Genomic DNA, 15,659 nt, shown 5'->3' on the forward strand with positions numbered 1-15,659 from the left:
ACCTGTCCCGCCTTACCCCTGCCGCTCCGGGTCTCCGAACGTCAGGTAGTCCCACATCCGGTCCATGATGCGCCCGCCCCATGTGTCGCGCGCCTCGGCCTCTTCGGGCGTCACCAACGGTCCGTCCAGCCCCGTGCCAAGCACCTCCAACTCGATCCGGGCGGCATCCTCGGCGTACCACGCCAGCACCACGGCCTCTTCGATGCTCTCGCCCACCGTCACCAGCCCGTTACCGCGCATCACCCCCGCTCGCTGGCCCGCCATCTGCGCAGCCAGCGCCCCTGCGCTCGCATCGTCGCGGATCAGCAGCGGCGAGTCCCACAGCGCGATCCCGGCCCTGAAGTAGGCGCCCATCCCGTGCCGCATCTGCGGCACCCGGCCCAGCGCCGAGAGCGCCATGATCTTCGGCGGCATCGTCCGCGTGATCCCGCCCGCCTCCGGCCGTGCCTTGTAAAGCTGCTGATGTATCCGCACTTCGCCCAGCACGCCCTCGGGCAGCGGGCCATCCACCGGCACAACCGTGCCGGCCGCGCCCACAGGCACCTGCCCCATCGGCACCGGCGCGCAGACGAGAAACTCGCTTTCCGAAAGCCGCACCGAGCAATGCCCATAGGCATGGGCCAACCCCGCGCGGCCCAGCGCGCGGGCGGCCACGCGCAGCTTCACCTCACCCGCCGCCTCAGTCATCGTCGTCACGGAATTCCGCAATGTCCGGCTTCGCGCCCCACTTGCAAAACCCCTTCGGCTCCGCCGGAAACTGCCGCTCGCGCCAAAGAAGCTCATCGGCGATTTCCGCCACGCCGCTGGAGTATTCAAACACCATCCCGTCCGGCCCCTCGAAATAGAGGAACTTCGCCGTCGAGGTCGGGTGCCGCCCGGGGCCGAAGACCATCCGCACGTTCCGCTGCCGCAAGAAGTTGAAGCTCCGCTGGATGTCGTCGGCACTTTCAACCTGATGGTTGATGTGCTGAATCCCCTTTCGCTGCGCCGGGAAGAGCGCAATCGTGTGGTGCACTTCGTCGATCCGCAGCAAGGGCGCATCACCGATCCGGTCACTCACCCGCGCGTTGCAGACCTTGGTCCAGAACGCCTCGTCCCGTACTGGATCGGTGCTGCAGAGGCCCACGTGGCTGAACCCGGTGATCCCCGCATCCCGCGTGCCATGATACCGCTGCCCGCTCATCTCGGGGCGCACCACCAGCTCGATCCGGTTGCCCGTGGGGTCATCGAACCCGATGAAGGCCCGCACCTGCCGCAGCCCCGCCTCTTCGGGCGTGCCGACATGCACCGCATGGCCAATCGCCTCCAGCGCCGCCGCCGCCTCGTCCAGCTCGGCCTCGTTGGCCACCTCGAAGCCCACCGCATGATCGGTAGGGTCGCCCTCGAAGTAGCACAGCGTATGCGCCCGCGCGTCCGAGCGGAAATAGGCCGCCCCGCGCCGCCGCTCCGCCACTTCCAACCCGAGGTAATCGCGGGCAAAAAACTCCGCGCCCTCTAGGTCGCGCGTGCCCATCCGCACGTAGCTCACATCGCTGAGTGAAATCATGGCTCCCCCCCGTATTCCGGCACCGTGCTGGGGCTGCCCCAGCTGCAAAACCCGGCCCGCGTGGCCGGAAACTGCCGCGCCAGCCCGTCCTGCGCTGCGCCCTCGGCCACATAGCCAAAGCGCGTCTCCTCGGGACCGCGAAAACTGATGAAAAGTTCGCCGGATGCCGGGTTGCGCCCCGGCCCGCTAACCACCGGCACCTGCCGCGATTGCAGGAAGTATCCAGCCTGCATCACCTGATCCATGCCTTCGACCTCGAACTGCATCTCCAACAGCCCGTCGCGCTCGGCGGGCAAAAGCAGCACCCGATGGTGCGCCCCGTCGATCGCCAGATAGGCGCCCTCGCCCACCCAGTCGCTCACCCGCGCGCCCAGCGCCTCGCACCAGAGCGCCACGTCGGCCTCAACATCCGTCGAGCCAATGACGACGCTGGAAAACCCGGTAATCCCGGCATCGCGTGGCCCGTGATAGCGCCAGCCGCTCGCCAAGGGGCGCACCACGAACTCCAGCGCAAGCCCGCCGCGCAGCCGCACGCCCGCCATCGCCTTGCAGCGCCGCACGGCGCAGTCGGCCTCACTGCCGCGCCAGGGCTTCAACCCCCGTGCCGACAGCCGTTCTGCCTGCGCCTCCAGCGCGTCCATGTCGCGCAGCTCCAGCCCGAGCGAGGCGCTGGCGCCATCGCCCTCCGCCCGCTGAACCAGCGCCAGCGCATGGTCGCGAAAGTCCGAGCGGAAGAGCGCCACGCCCTCCTCCGCCTCCACCCTTTGCAGGCCGACCACGCCTTCCGCAAACTCCGCCGCGCGGGCCAGATCGGCCACGGAGAGCCGGACGTATGACAGTTTCTCGATGATGCTCATCTGCGCGCTCCTTGGCCCCCGCCTCAGAGTTTCACACAGATATTGCGGGTTTCTGTATAAAACTCCAACCCGTGAACCCCGCCCTCACGGCCGATCCCGCTCGCCTTCATACCGCCGAAAGCAGTGCGCAAGTCGCGCACGAACCACGAGTTCACCCACGTGATCCCCGCCTCCAGCTGCGCCGCCACCCGATGAGCGCGGCTCACATCCTGCGTCCAGAGCATCGAGGCGAGGCCATAGGGCGTGTCATTGGCGCGGGCCACAACCTCCTCCTCCTCGTCGAAGGGCGCGATATGCACGCAGGGGCCAAAGATCTCCTCGCGCACCACCGGGCTGTCATCTCCCAGCCCGGTCCAGATCGTCGGCTGCACCCAGTTGCCGCCCGCCAGCGCGCCCGGCATCTCCAGCCGCCCGCCGCCGGTAACAACCTCGGCCCCGCCTGCTGCCGCCTTCTGGTAGTAGCCCAGCACCTTGGCGGGATGGTCCGAAGGGATAAGCGGGCCGAATGTGGTGCCTTTGTCGAACGGGTCGCCCGGCACCAGCGTCTCGGCCTTTGCCTTCAGCCCCGCCACGAATTGCTCGAACACGGGCCGCTGAACGTAGAGCCGCTCGGTCTGAAGGCACACCTGCCCGCCGTTCATGAACACCGCTCGCGCCGCCTGCTCCAGCGCGGCCTCCATATCGGCATCGGCAAAGATCACACCCGCGTTCTTGCCCCCCAGCTCGAATGATACCGGCCGCACGCCCTTGGCAGCCGCACACATGATCGCCTCGCCAGTGCGCGTCTCGCCGGTGAAGGTGATGCCATCCACGCCCGGATGCTCGGTGAGCCACTGCCCGGCGGCATTCGGCCCGCCGCCCTGCACCACGTTGTAAACGCCCTCCGGAATGCCCGCATCGCGGATCACCTCGGCCAGCAGCGCCGCCGTGGCCGGGGTCTCCTCCGAGGGCTTCACCACCACCGTGTTGCCGCAGGCCAAGGCCGGGCCGACCTTCCATGTCATCAGCAGCAGCGGCAGGTTCCACGGGCAGATCACCGCAATCACCCCGCGCGGGCCGCGCAGAGAGTAGTTCAGCGCATCCCGCCCATCCGGCGCCACGAAGGGAAAGGCCTCTCCCGGCGTGTGCTTCAACACCTCGGCAAAGGCCCTGAAGTTCGCCGCCCCGCGCGGAATGTCGAGATGCGAGGCCATACTTACCGGTTTGCCCGTGTCGAGGATCTCGGCCCGCAAGAACTCCTCCGACCGCGCCTCGATGCCATCGGCAATCGCGTGCATCGCCTTGGCGCGCTGATCCACCGTCATCTTGCCCCACGGCCCGCGCAACGCCGCCCGCGCGGCCTGCACCGCCGCATCCACCTGCGCCTCGCTCGCGGCCTGCACCAGCGCCACCACTTCGCCGGTCGCCGGATTGATATCTTCGAAGAGTTCCCCCTCCGCCGGCAGGGCCTTGCCCCCGATGAAGCTCGAAATCCGCCGCGCGCTGCCGCCGTCCATAGCCTGCCTCCCTCTCACTGCCGAAACCGTAAAACCGGGCTTAGGGCCGGTCAACGGAATTATCGATAATTTGCCTATCACCGATAAAAACGCAAGTCATTAACATGTTATCTCTTGGCAAATCCTCCCCGACAGGCCACAAAAGCGCAAACGGAGGACCCTCATCATGCTGACCGAAGATCAACGCGCGAAGGCCGTCGCATCCCTGCTCGAAAGCCACCGCACCAAGGTGCAAGGTGAGCGGCCCTCGGCCATGTTCCCCGAGATCGAGCTGGAGGACAGTTACGCGATTTCCTCCGCTGTGGCCGAGGCGCGGGTGGCCGAGGGCCGCCGGATCGTCGGCCACAAGATCGGCCTGACCTCCAAGGCAATGCAGGCCGCCAGCAAGATCGACGAGCCCGATTTCGGCTACCTTTTCGACGACCAGCTCCTCGCCGATGGCGCCAAGGTGCCTTTCGAGAGCTTCTGCAAGCCCCGCGTCGAACCCGAGCTCACCTTCGTGCTGCACTCCCCGCTCAAAGGCCCCGGCGTGCAGCTGATCGACGTGCTCCGCGCAACCGAATGGGTCATCCCCTCCATCGAGATCATCGACGCCCGGGTGACCGAACCGCGCAAGATTTTCGACACCGTGGCCGACAACGGCGCAGGCGCGGGCATCGTCCTCGGAGGCCGCCCGGTGCGCCCCGATGCGATCGACCTGCGCACCGTGGGCGCCGTGTTCTACCGCAATTCCGAGATCGAGGAGACCGGCCTCGCCGCAGGCGTCCTCGGCCACCCCGCCATGGCCATTGCATGGCTCGCCAACAAGCTCGGCCCCTATGGCACCGAGCTGAAGCCGGGCGACTACATGCTCTCGGGCAGCTTCACCCGCCCGGTGCACGCGCAAAAGGGCGATACGCTGCACGCCGATTTCGGCCCGCTCGGCTCGGTGGCAGTGCAGTTCACATAACAGGCGATCCCCCGCCTACTGGCCTCCTGCCGATGCGTAACCCCTTCCCATGCTCACCGGGCCATGCCCGAATGTGAACGTGTTCATCTTCACGTTACGCTGGCCTGTTTTTTCAGGGCCAAACAAGGATTTTTGCAGGGGGAATCACCATGCCGCGCGATAACGGTCACTCTTTCTACTCCAACGGTCATCACAAAGGGCGCGGCCACGGCCACGACGATCACCGCCCACAAGTTATCTTCCAGGGCAGCCGTAGGGATGACGTGATCGAGGCCAATGATTCCAGCAACTTGATCTTCGGCCACGGCGGTGATGACATCATCTTCTCCGGCGCGGGGCTCGACATCATCAACGGCGGGCGCGGCACCGACACCTCGGTCTATTCCGGCTCGGTTTCCGACTACGATGTGTCCACCCTCGGGTGGGGCTGGTTCAAGACCACCGTGGTCACCGGCCCCGAAGGAGTCGACGTGCTCACGGGCGTCGAGGCGCTCTACTTCCAGGCCGATGACTATACCCTCTGGATCGACGGCACCAACAACGCGGTGCTCGCGGGCGACGATGCCGCCGCCACCGATGAAGACACCCCTCTGACGATCGACGCCGCGACCCTGCTTGCCAACGATCAGGAGTTTGATGGCGACGCGATCACCATCACCTCGGTCGATGCCACCTCCGCCTCGGGCGCCTCCATCAGCTTCGACGGCACCACCATCACCTACGATCCGGCCGTGTTCGACGCGCTGGCCGAGGGCGAAACGCTGGAAGACACCTTCACCTACACCGTGGATGACGGAAAGGGCGGCACCGATACCGCCACCGTCACGATCACCGTCACCGGCGTGAACGACGCGCCCGAGGTGACGGCCACCAGCGTAACGATCGACGAGAACACCACCGCCGTCGCCGCCGCCGTGTCCGCCACCGACGCCGAGGGCGATGCGCTCACCTACAGCCTGTCCGGCGCCGATGCCGCGCTTTTCACCATCGACGCGGCAACCGGCGAGATCGCTTTCCTCGCCGCCCCCGATTACGAGGCACCCCTCGATGCCGATGGCGACAACGCCTACGAGCTCACCGTCGAGGCCTCAGACGGCACCGCCACCGGCAGCGCCGACATCACCGTGACCGTCGCCGATGTCGACGAGACCCCCTCCACCGCGCCCCGGATCAACGAGTTCCACTATGACAACGCGGGCGCCGACACCGGCGAGTTTGTCGAGCTCCGCGTCGACGCGGGCACCGACGTGACCGACCTGCGCATAGCGCTCTACAACGGCAACGGTGGCGCGGTGTACGGCACCTTCGCCGCCGCCGACGGCACGATGACCACTGACGGCACATATGACTACTACGTCATCCCCACCTCCGGCCTCCAGAACGGCAATGACGGCATCGCGCTCTACGATCTGAGCGGGGTGATCGAGTTCATCTCCTACGAGGGCAGCTTCACCGCCGTGGGCGGGCCGGCCGACGGGATGGAGGCAACCGACATCGGCGTGATGGAGCCCGGCGACACGCCCATCGGCTTCTCACTCCAGCGCGAAGAGGATGGCACCTGGTCCGATCCCCGCGTTGAAACGCCCGGCGCCGCCAACATCGCGCCGCCGCCCGAGATCGTCATTACCGAGATCATGCAAAACCCCTCTGCCGTGAGCGACAGCCAAGGCGAGTATTTTGAGATCTACAACGCCGGCTCCGCGCCAGTAGAGCTCGAGGGCTGGGTCATCTCCGACGACGGCACCGACAGCCACACCATCAGCGGCAGCCTCGTGATCGAGCCGGGCGCATATCTCGTGCTCGGCAACAACGGCGACATGGCCACCAACGGCGGCGTCGAGGTGGATTACGTCTTCTCCGGCCTCTTCCTCGGCAATGGCGCAGACGAGATCATCCTCACCATGCCCGACGGCACCGAGATCGACCGCGTCGAATATGACGGCGGCACGCTCTGGCCCGACCCGAACGGCGCAGCGATGGAGCTGATTGATGTCGCGTCCGACAACAACGATCCCGCCAATTGGACAACCGCCGTGCAAACCTACGGCGACGGCGACCTCGGCACCCCCGGCGCGCCCAACGGCAGCACCCCCGCCGCGCCGCCCGAGATCGTCATCTCCGAGATCATGCGGAACCCCTCCGCCGTTTCCGACGGCAATGGCGAGTATTTCGAGATCTACAACGCCGGCACCGAGCCGGTGGAGCTGGAAGGCTGGGTGATTTCCGACAACGGCGCCGACAGCCACACCATCACCGGCAGCCTTGTGATCCAGCCCGACGAATACCTCGTGCTCGGCATCAACGGCGACATCACCACCAACGGCGGCGTCGCGGTGGATTACGTCTACTCCGGCATCGCCCTCGCCAACGGCGATGACGAGATCATCCTGACCACCGCGGACGGCACCGAGGTGGACCGCGTCGAATATGACGGCGGCCCCGCCTTCCCCGATCCCACCGGCGCCGCGATGGAGCTGACCGATCTCGCCGCCGACAACAATGACGGCGCCAACTGGACAGAGGCCACCACGCCCTTTGGCGATGGCGACCTCGGTAGCCCCGGCGCGACCAACGGCACCATCGTCACCGCCGCGCCCCGGATCAACGAGTTCCACTACGACAACGCGGGCACCGACGAGGGCGAGTTCGTCGAGATCCGCCTCGCCGCGGGCACCGACCCGGCGGATTATGTGGTGCACCTTGTCGAAGGCAACGACGGCGGTATCGACTTTTCCCTCGCTCTCACCGACGCCTCCGTCACCGTCACCTCCGATGGCACCTACGATTACTACGTCGTCACGCCCAACTTCCTCGAGAACGGCCCCGATGGCGTGGCGCTCGAAGGCCCGGGCGGTGCACTGGTGGATTTCGTCTCCTACGAGGGCACGATCACCGGCACCGAGGGCGTGGTGACCGGCGCGACCTCCATCGATGTGGGCATTGCCGAAGGCTCCGGCACCCCGGTGGGCGACTCGCTCCAGCTCAACGACGCGGGCGAGGCCTGGTTTGCCAGCGTCAACACCGCCGGCACCGCCAATGAGTTGACCGTCACCCCCACCCTCTATCTCATCTCCGAGGTTCAGGGCGACAGCTTCGCCTCGCCGCTCGACGGCCAGCAGGGCGTGCAGGTCGAGGCTGTGGTCACATATGTCACCGATGACGGCTTCTACCTCACCGAAGAGTTTGGCGATTGGGACGACAACGATGCCACCTCCGAGGGCATCTACGTCTTCACCGGCGGCGGCTACGCAGTGGAGGTCGGCGATCTGGTGTCTGTCACCGGCACCGTCGACGAGTTCTTCGATCTCACCGAGCTGACCGATGTCAGCGATGTCACCGTGATCTCCACCAACAACTTCCGACCTGTCGCCACCGTCTCCATCGGCCCAGACACGGTGAACGACTGGGAGAGCTACGAGGGCATGTATCTCTCGGTTGGCTCCGCCACGACCGATCCGCTGACCATCACTGCCAACTTCAACTTCGACCGTTACGGCGAGATCTCGATCAGCGCGGGCACCCCGATCCAGCCGACCCAGCTTTACGATGCCGGCTCGCCCGAAGCGCAAGCGGCGATGGAGGACAACGCCAACAACACCCTGCTGCTCTCCGACGGGATCAGCGGCCAGAACCCCGACGAGTTCATCTACGTGCCCAACACCGGGCCGGGCGATGTGAATGGCAACGGCTACCTCGACGCGGGCGACGACATGGACAACTCCATCTCGCCGCGCCTCGGCACTGAGTTCACCTCCGACGTCAACGGTGTGATGACCTACGAGTTCGGGTCCTATGCGCTGGTGGTCGACGGCCAGCTTGCGCTCGACGAAAGCACCGCCAACCGCCCAGAGACGCCCGATGACGTGGGCGGCTCGCTCCAGGTCGCCTCGGTGAACGTGCTGAACTACTTCACCAGCTTCACCGGCAGCGCCGGCCCCAACGGCGCAGGCGTGCGCGGCGCCAACAACCAAGAGGAGCTGGACCGGCAGACAGACGGGCTCACCGCCGAAATCCTCGGCACCGGCGCCGAGGTGGTGGCGCTGCAGGAACTCGAGAACAACGGCTTCGGCACGGGTTCCGCCATCGTCACCCTGACCGACGAGCTCGATGCGGCCTCGGGCGGGGCCACGAACTATGTCGCCGTGAACCCCTACGCCTACATCACCGATCCATGGGGCGGCGCGGGCTACATCGGCACCGACGCGATCACCACCGGCATCATCTACGATGCCAACGCAGTGACCCTGGTCTACGCCGAGACGCTGGTGTTCGCCGAGGCCTCTAACGACGTGACCAACGGCATCGCCGAAGCCCTCGGCGGCTACATCGGCTTCGACTGGGACAGCTTCGACCGCAACCGCCCCTCGGTGGCCGCCACCTTCGAGGACAACGCCACCGGCGAGCAGTTCACCATGGTCTCCTCGCACTTCAAGTCGAAGGGCGACAGCGACCTGCAGGACATCGCCGATGCCGCCGAAAGCTGGCTCACCAACAATCCGACCGATGCCAACTACACGGCCGTGGAGTCGTTGCTTCAGGATCTCTACGCAGATTCGAACTTCGACCAAGGCGATGGGCAGGGGTTCTGGAACGAGGTGCGCACCGATGCCGCCATCGAACTCGCCGACTGGATCGAGAACGATTATAACGGCACCGGCACCGATACCGTCATCTACCTCGGCGACATGAACAGCTACACCGAGGAAGACCCGGTGCAGTATCTCGACGACGAGGCCGGGCTGACCGACCTGCTGGCCACCTTCGTGGGTCAGGACGAGGCCTATTCCTACGTCTTCGACGGCCAGCAGGGTGTGCTCGATCAGGCACTGGTGGATGACGAGATGCTGTCCTTCGTGACTGGCATCACCGAGTGGCACATCAACGCCGACGAGCCGGATCTCTTCAACTACGACACCAACTTCAACAACCCGGCCTACGACCTCTCCGGTCCCTACGCCGCGTCCGACCATGACCCGGTGATCGTCGGCCTCGACTTCGGCGACGCTATCGTTTGACAAGCTTCGGCCAGGGCGGCTCCACAACGGGCCGCCCTGCCCCGCAGGTCGGGGCTTGTCCCGTCACTACCGGCTGCCTCGCACCGCCCCGTTCGCGATGCAGGTGCAGCGGAGCGACCCCGCACATGCACATGGCTCCGCACGGTCCGTGCGTCGGTGTATCTTCCGACCCGAAAGCACCAAGATCCCGCACCAAATGGTCCCGTTGGGTGGGCGAAACCCACCACCAACGAGCCTCTACAAAATTCCGATTTCCGCCAGCTTCGCCACCAGCTCCGGTGGCATGTCCGGGTCGCCCTCCCGCCGCGAGGGCAGGTCCGGCGGGGCGTCCTCTGGCTTCAGGTAGCGCCAGCCCTGAAACGGCCGCCGCACCGCCGGGGCCACACGGATCAACTGCGGCGCCAGCACGATCCCGCAACGCCTGATCCCGTCGCCGCCCTCCACTTCATCCAGCCGCAGCACCGCCTGCCGCGCCTGAATCACCCCCTTGATCACCCAGTAGAGCGAGCCGCCGTTTAGCAGCGCCTCCTCCTGCTTGGGCCACATCCGGGTCACATGGCGAGTTTCGGCCACGCCCGTCTCGCGCCTGCGCTGCGCGCGCCAAGCCTCAAGCTGCTCCAGCGAGTCCACGCCGACGCAGAGCTTTACAAGATGTATGGTGTTCTTTTTCTGTTCGCCCATATGTGGTAGTGTATTTTCCCTGCACCGATTCTGCCAGATTCCCGCCGCGCGCCTTTGCCCTGCCACTCCGGCGGGCTAATATCCGGGCTCGCACCGCGACAAGGACCACGCTCATGACCGCCTTCACCGCCCCGATCGCCGAGTCCATCTGGGATATGAAATACCGGTTCAAACAGGCCGACGGCACGCCGATCGACGAGACGGTCGAAGACAGCTGGCGCCGTGTTGCCCGCGCGCTCGCCGAGGGCGAGGCCGATGCCCCGGCGCGTGAAGAGGAGTTCTACGAAGCCCTCTCCGATTTCAAATACCTCCCCGCTGGCCGCATCCTTGCAGGCGCAGGCACCGCCCGCGCCGTCACCCTCTTCAACTGCTTCGTCATGGGCACGGTTCCCGACTCGATGGGCGGCATCTTCGACATGCTGAAGGAGGCCGCGCTGACCATGCAGCAGGGCGGCGGCATCGGCTACGATTTCTCCACCATCCGCCCCAAGGGCGCCGCCGTCTCGGGCGTGGCCGCCGACGCCTCCGGCCCGCTCTCCTTCATGGACGTGTGGGACGCGATGTGCCGCACCATCATGTCCGCTGGCAGCCGCCGCGGCGCGATGATGGCTACCATGCGCTGCGACCACCCCGACATCGAAGCCTTCATCGCCGCCAAGTCCGACCCGGCCCGCCTGCGCATGTTCAACCTCTCGGTGCTGGTCACCGATGCCTTCATGGAGGCCGTGAAGGCCGATGCCCCGTGGGAGCTGACCTTCGGCGGCAAGGTCTATCACACCGTTCAGGCCCGCGACCTCTGGAACCGCATCATGCGCTCCACCTACGACTACGCCGAGCCGGGCGTGATCTTCATTGACCGCATCAACGCGATGAACAACCTCAACTACGTAGAGCAAATCGCGGCCACCAACCCCTGCGGCGAGCAGCCTCTGCCGCCCTACGGCGCCTGCCTGCTCGGCTCGATCAACCTCGCCAAGCTGGTCACCGATCCTTTCGAGGACACCGCGCAGATCGACATGGACGCGCTCACCAAGCTCACCACCACCGCCATCCGCATGATGGACAACGTGGTTGATGCCTCCCGCTTCCCCCTGCCCGCCCAACAGGCCGAGGCGCAGGCCAAGCGCCGTATCGGCCTCGGCGTCACCGGCCTCGCCGACGCGCTCCTGATGACCGGCCTGCGCTACGGCTCCGACGAGGCCGCCGCGCAAACCGAGGCCTGGCTCAAGGCCATCGCCCGCGCCAGCTACCTTGCCTCTGTTGAGCTCGCCAAGGAAAAGGGCCCTTTCCCCCTCTTCGACGCCGAGCCCTACCTCGCCTCCGGCACCATGCAGCAGATGGACGATGACGTACGCGAGGCCATCCGCACCCACGGCATCCGTAATGCCCTCGTCACCTCCATCGCCCCCACCGGCACCATCTCGCTCTACGCCGGCAACGTCTCCTCCGGCATCGAGCCGGTCTTCGCCTATGCCTACACCCGCAAGGTGCTCCAGCCCGACGGCTCCCGCACCGAGGAGGAAGTCGTTGATTACGCAGTGCAAATGTGGCGCGACCTGAAGGGCGACGCCCCCCTGCCCGACCACTTCACCAACGCGCAAACCCTGCCGCCCTCCGAGCACGTGAAGATGCAGGCCGCCGCGCAAAAGTGGATCGACAGCTCGATCTCCAAGACCATCAACTGCCCCGAAGACATCAGCTTCGAGGCCTTCAAGGAGGTCTATGCCCAGGCCTATGAGACCGGCTGCAAGGGCTGCACCACCTACCGCCCGAACGATGTGACAGGCTCCGTCCTCTCCGTCTCCGAAAAGGCAGAGGAAGCGCCCGCGCCCGATGAGGATGGCGACGTGATCTACATCTCCGAGCCGCTCGACCGCCCACAGGCGCTCGAAGGGGCGACCTACAAGCTCAAGTGGCCCGATAGCGAGCATGCCATCTACATCACCATCAACGACGTGGTGGTGGGCAACCAGCGGCGGCCTTTCGAGGTGTTCATCAACTCCAAGAACATGGAGCACTTCGCCTGGACGGTGGCGCTGACCCGGATGATCTCTGCCGTCTTCCGGCGCGGCGGCGACGTGTCTTTCGTGGTCGAGGAGCTGAAGGCCGTGTTCGACCCGCGCGGCGGCGCATGGATGCAGGGCAAATACGTGCCGTCGATCCTCGCAGCCATCGGCGGGGTGATCGAGCGCCACCTCATCGCCATCGGCTTCATCGAGGGCGAGGGGATGGGCCTCAAGTCCGACCCGCAGGCGCAGGTCGTCTCCATCGGCACCCCGCGCGGCAAGTCCTGCCCCTCCTGCGGCCAGTTCACCATGCAGATGGTCGAGGGCTGCATGACATGCACCTCCTGCGGCCACTCCAAGTGCGGCTGAGCCGCCACGGTGGCACGAGGGGCGCGCGTTGGATGAGATCGACCTTCTCCTGCAGTCCGCCGCCCTGGTCCTGCATGCGGTGAACCTGCCCGCGAGCGGGTGGCACGCCACGCTGCTCTCGCGCCGCGACGACGAGGTGATGTATCGGCTGGTGGTCCGGATCGAGCAGCCGCGCTGCGCGCCTCTGGCGGTCAAACGGATCTTTCGCCCGATCAAACCCCAGCAGTTCGCAAAGACCATCGAGCGCCACACCACCGTCGCCGCCAGCCTGCCCGAGGTGCCCAAGATCCTCGGCCACGACCCGGAGAGCCAGACCATCGTGATGGAGCTGGCGCGGGGTGACACCCTCTTCGATATCTTCTCGCGCACCAAACCCGCAGGCCACGCCCATGCCCTCACCATCGCCGGGCGCTGGGTGGAGCGGTTTCACCGATCCGAACCGTGGGAGCCGCGCGTTTTCAAACCCGTCTACGCCACGGAGCACCTCGAAACCCTGAAGGACCGGGCAGACAAGGGCGAGCTTCAGCTGCCCGGCATGGCCCGTTTCCGGGCGCTGTTGGAGCATGTGCTCGCCAACGTGCCCGGCCCGGAGGCCTGCCAGACCGTCGCCGCCGTCGGGCATGGCGACCTGAACCTCCGCAACATCCTGATCGATGGCGACACCGCGACCGGGCTCGATTTCGGCTCCCCCGGCCTCCTGCCCGTCTGCCACGATCTGGCGCGCCTCTTCTGCCACTACGGCACGCTCTGCGCCAAACCCGGCAACCACGGACACGGCCCCCTGCCGGGGATCGATCTGCGCGCCTTCTTCGAGGGCTACACCCTGACCGGAGCCGACGATCAGACCATCGCCTTCATGTGCAAGGTCCGCATCCTGCGCGACTGGCAAACCATCCCCAAGCGGGCGACCAGCCGAACGCTCAATCAGCAACTGAGGTTTCAGGGCATCCACCGCCTCGCCAAGCGCATGCTCGCTTAGCGGCGTCGGCGCATAACCCGCAGGCACACGCCCCGCGGCTCCCCGCAAAATGCGGCAGATGCAAACCGGGCGTTAACCTTGCCCCGCTAAAACCGGCTCCGTGCAACAACACGGCGCCGGGCATGCCGCTCTATGATATCCATGTGTTCGACGGGTCGTTCATCACGACCAGCGGCGAGGATTTTACTCAGCCGGACGGCCAGCAATACACGCTGGGCGTCAGCACCGTCACGATCTCCCCCGGCGCGGTGGAGCAGGTGGTTTCGGTCGACGACCCGAATGACACCACCTTTGATGATGACGATCCAGAGCCGCAAACCCTGAACGGCAGCTACACAATCAGCGGCAGCACCTACGGCAGCGGAACGATCATCGAGGCCGAATATCTGATGGAGGTGCAAGACAGTCTCGGCACCACCTATTACATCGCCGCCGTCTCACTCACCGGCAGTCCGTGGAACGTGGAGGGCTTCACTGTTCACGGCCCGCCCATGCCGCCCTTCGGCGAGCCGCTCACGGTGATGAACGTCTTCGAGGGCAACCTCTCCGCTCTGCCCTACACCAGCTCCCTGCCCGCCTGTTTCGAGGCCCGCACGCGCATCGCCACAGCAGACGGGTGGGAGGAGGCGCGGCGGCTCAAACCGGGCGATCCCCTGCGCCTTGCGGGCGGCGGTACCCTTCCGGTGGCGCTGGTGCTCAAAAGCCGCGAGCGCATCGGTGCCGAGCGTAACCGCAAGCCAGTGCGCCTCCGCGCCCATGCCCTCGGGCCGGGCTGCCCGGCGCGCGATCTGGTGGTCTCGCCGCAGCACCGCATCTGGCATGCCGGGATCGGGGCGCTGGTGCCAGCTCGCGCCCTCACCAAGCTCCCCAGCATCGGCCTGCTGCACGGGCGGCGCTCCATCGACTACGTCCACATCGTCCTGCCCCGCCACGCCATCCTACTGGCAGAGGGTTGTCCAGCCGAGAGCTTCTGGCCCGGCCCGATGGCGCTGCAAGGCCTGCCCCGGCAGGCGCGCCACGCCATCCGCACCGCGATGGGCGCACAGCCCGCGCCCGCCGCACCCTTCCTCTCGATGAAACAAGCTGAACGCGCCCTGCGCCTCGCGCGGGCGGGCTAGCAGTGGCGGGCTACTCGTCGTCGCTTCCCTTGGCCATCTCGGCCAGCGCTGCAAAGGAGCGCATCGCCTCCTCCGGGTCCGCGCCTGCGGCCACGCCAAAGATACCCGGCACCGGCACGGGGGCCTTGGGCGCGCCCGGCAAATCCAGATCGTCCGGGTCGTCGCCCGCGCGGATGGTAAAGCCGCCGCCCCCGCCGCCCGAGAGCGTGGTGAAATCCCACGTGTCATGGGCAGAGGCCATCTTGCGCCAACCCTCGGCCACAAAGACCTTGGCCGTGCCGCACCCCGGCCAGTGCTTGCCCGTGTCGCCCACCATCACTATCGGCACCCCGTCATAGACGATATCGGTATCGCCGCTCTCGATCTCGCCGGTCACGAAATGCGGGCAGCAGTGGTTGCCGAGATCGACCTTGGGGATGCGATAGGGTGCCCCCACCGTCGCGATCCGGCGGCCCTGATAGCTCGGGCCAAAATGCAGCGGCACGGCGATATGGCCGATGCCGCCCTCGCTCACCACCTGCGCCCCCTCGAAGGCCACATGCACGTTGCGCCGAGCCAGCCACTCCAGCAGCAGCCCGATCTCCTCCTCGACCATTCCCTTGAGCTCAATCATCGTGCCGCCTCGCTTGCCGTTGCGGCAATG

Annotated in this window: 11 protein-coding genes; 5 read left to right on the forward strand and 6 right to left on the reverse strand. The window is 66.4% G+C overall.

Annotated features, from left to right (window positions below; translation table 11 throughout):
• Positions 1 to 12: 12 nt before the first annotated feature.
• The 4 genes from ACUXVX_RS17555 to ACUXVX_RS17570 are packed head-to-tail and all read right to left on the reverse strand — an operon-like array spanning position 13 to position 3,899.
• Positions 13 to 687 (reverse strand): class II aldolase/adducin family protein, encoded by a 675-nt coding sequence (locus tag ACUXVX_RS17555; protein ID WP_446311561.1) that lies wholly within the window; start codon positions 685 to 687, stop codon positions 13 to 15.
• Entirely contained in the window at positions 680 to 1,546 is an 867-nt protein-coding gene (locus ACUXVX_RS17560; protein WP_446309321.1) for a VOC family protein, read from the reverse strand. The genes ACUXVX_RS17555 and ACUXVX_RS17560 overlap by 8 nt, the downstream gene beginning before the upstream one ends.
• On the reverse strand, positions 1,543 to 2,403 hold the full coding sequence (locus ACUXVX_RS17565; protein WP_446309322.1) for a VOC family protein: 861 nt from the start codon (positions 2,401 to 2,403) through the stop codon (positions 1,543 to 1,545). Before ACUXVX_RS17565 ends, ACUXVX_RS17560 begins: the two co-directional genes overlap by 4 nt.
• 23 nt (positions 2,404 to 2,426) lie before the next feature.
• On the reverse strand, positions 2,427 to 3,899 hold the full coding sequence (locus tag ACUXVX_RS17570) for a 2-hydroxymuconic semialdehyde dehydrogenase (RefSeq protein ID WP_446309323.1): 1,473 nt from the start codon (positions 3,897 to 3,899) through the stop codon (positions 2,427 to 2,429).
• A 166-nt stretch (positions 3,900 to 4,065) separates the two neighbouring features.
• On the opposite strand from ACUXVX_RS17570, the gene ACUXVX_RS17575 reads away from it, so the two are divergent.
• Positions 4,066 to 4,848 carry a 2-oxo-hepta-3-ene-1,7-dioic acid hydratase gene (locus tag ACUXVX_RS17575; RefSeq protein WP_446309324.1) on the forward strand — a complete coding sequence of 261 codons (783 nt, stop codon included), beginning with the start codon at positions 4,066 to 4,068 and terminating at the stop codon, positions 4,846 to 4,848.
• Positions 4,849 to 4,997: 149 nt separating this feature from the next.
• Positions 4,998 to 9,863, forward strand: a complete 4,866-nt coding sequence (locus tag ACUXVX_RS17580; RefSeq protein ID WP_446309325.1) for an ExeM/NucH family extracellular endonuclease — start codon at positions 4,998 to 5,000, stop codon at positions 9,861 to 9,863.
• A 237-nt stretch (positions 9,864 to 10,100) separates the two neighbouring features.
• On the opposite strand, the gene ACUXVX_RS17585 is transcribed toward ACUXVX_RS17580, so the two are convergent.
• Positions 10,101 to 10,544 carry a DUF1489 family protein gene (locus tag ACUXVX_RS17585; RefSeq protein ID WP_446309326.1) on the reverse strand — a complete coding sequence of 148 codons (444 nt, stop codon included), beginning with the start codon at positions 10,542 to 10,544 and terminating at the stop codon, positions 10,101 to 10,103.
• Positions 10,545 to 10,657: 113 nt separating this feature from the next.
• Between ACUXVX_RS17585 and ACUXVX_RS17590 the strand changes: the two genes are divergently transcribed.
• The 3 genes from ACUXVX_RS17590 to ACUXVX_RS17600 all read left to right on the forward strand — a co-directional run bounded on the left by ACUXVX_RS17590 (position 10,658) and on the right by ACUXVX_RS17600 (position 15,016).
• Positions 10,658 to 12,919, forward strand: a complete 2,262-nt coding sequence (locus ACUXVX_RS17590) for an adenosylcobalamin-dependent ribonucleoside-diphosphate reductase (RefSeq protein ID WP_446309327.1) — start codon at positions 10,658 to 10,660, stop codon at positions 12,917 to 12,919.
• A 28-nt stretch (positions 12,920 to 12,947) separates the two neighbouring features.
• Positions 12,948 to 13,898, forward strand: coding sequence for a phosphotransferase family protein (locus tag ACUXVX_RS17595; RefSeq protein ID WP_446309328.1), 951 nt, complete (start codon positions 12,948 to 12,950; stop codon positions 13,896 to 13,898).
• A gap of 122 nt (positions 13,899 to 14,020) precedes the next feature.
• On the forward strand, positions 14,021 to 15,016 hold the full coding sequence (locus tag ACUXVX_RS17600; protein WP_446309329.1) for a Hint domain-containing protein: 996 nt from the start codon (positions 14,021 to 14,023) through the stop codon (positions 15,014 to 15,016).
• A 10-nt stretch (positions 15,017 to 15,026) separates the two neighbouring features.
• Here the strand turns inward: ACUXVX_RS17600 and ACUXVX_RS17605 are convergent, their stop codons facing one another.
• On the reverse strand, positions 15,027 to 15,629 hold the full coding sequence (locus tag ACUXVX_RS17605; RefSeq protein WP_446309330.1) for a hypothetical protein: 603 nt from the start codon (positions 15,627 to 15,629) through the stop codon (positions 15,027 to 15,029).
• Between the last annotated feature and the right edge of the window lie 30 nt (positions 15,630 to 15,659).

Source organism: Vannielia sp. SX4 (assembly GCF_052828525.1).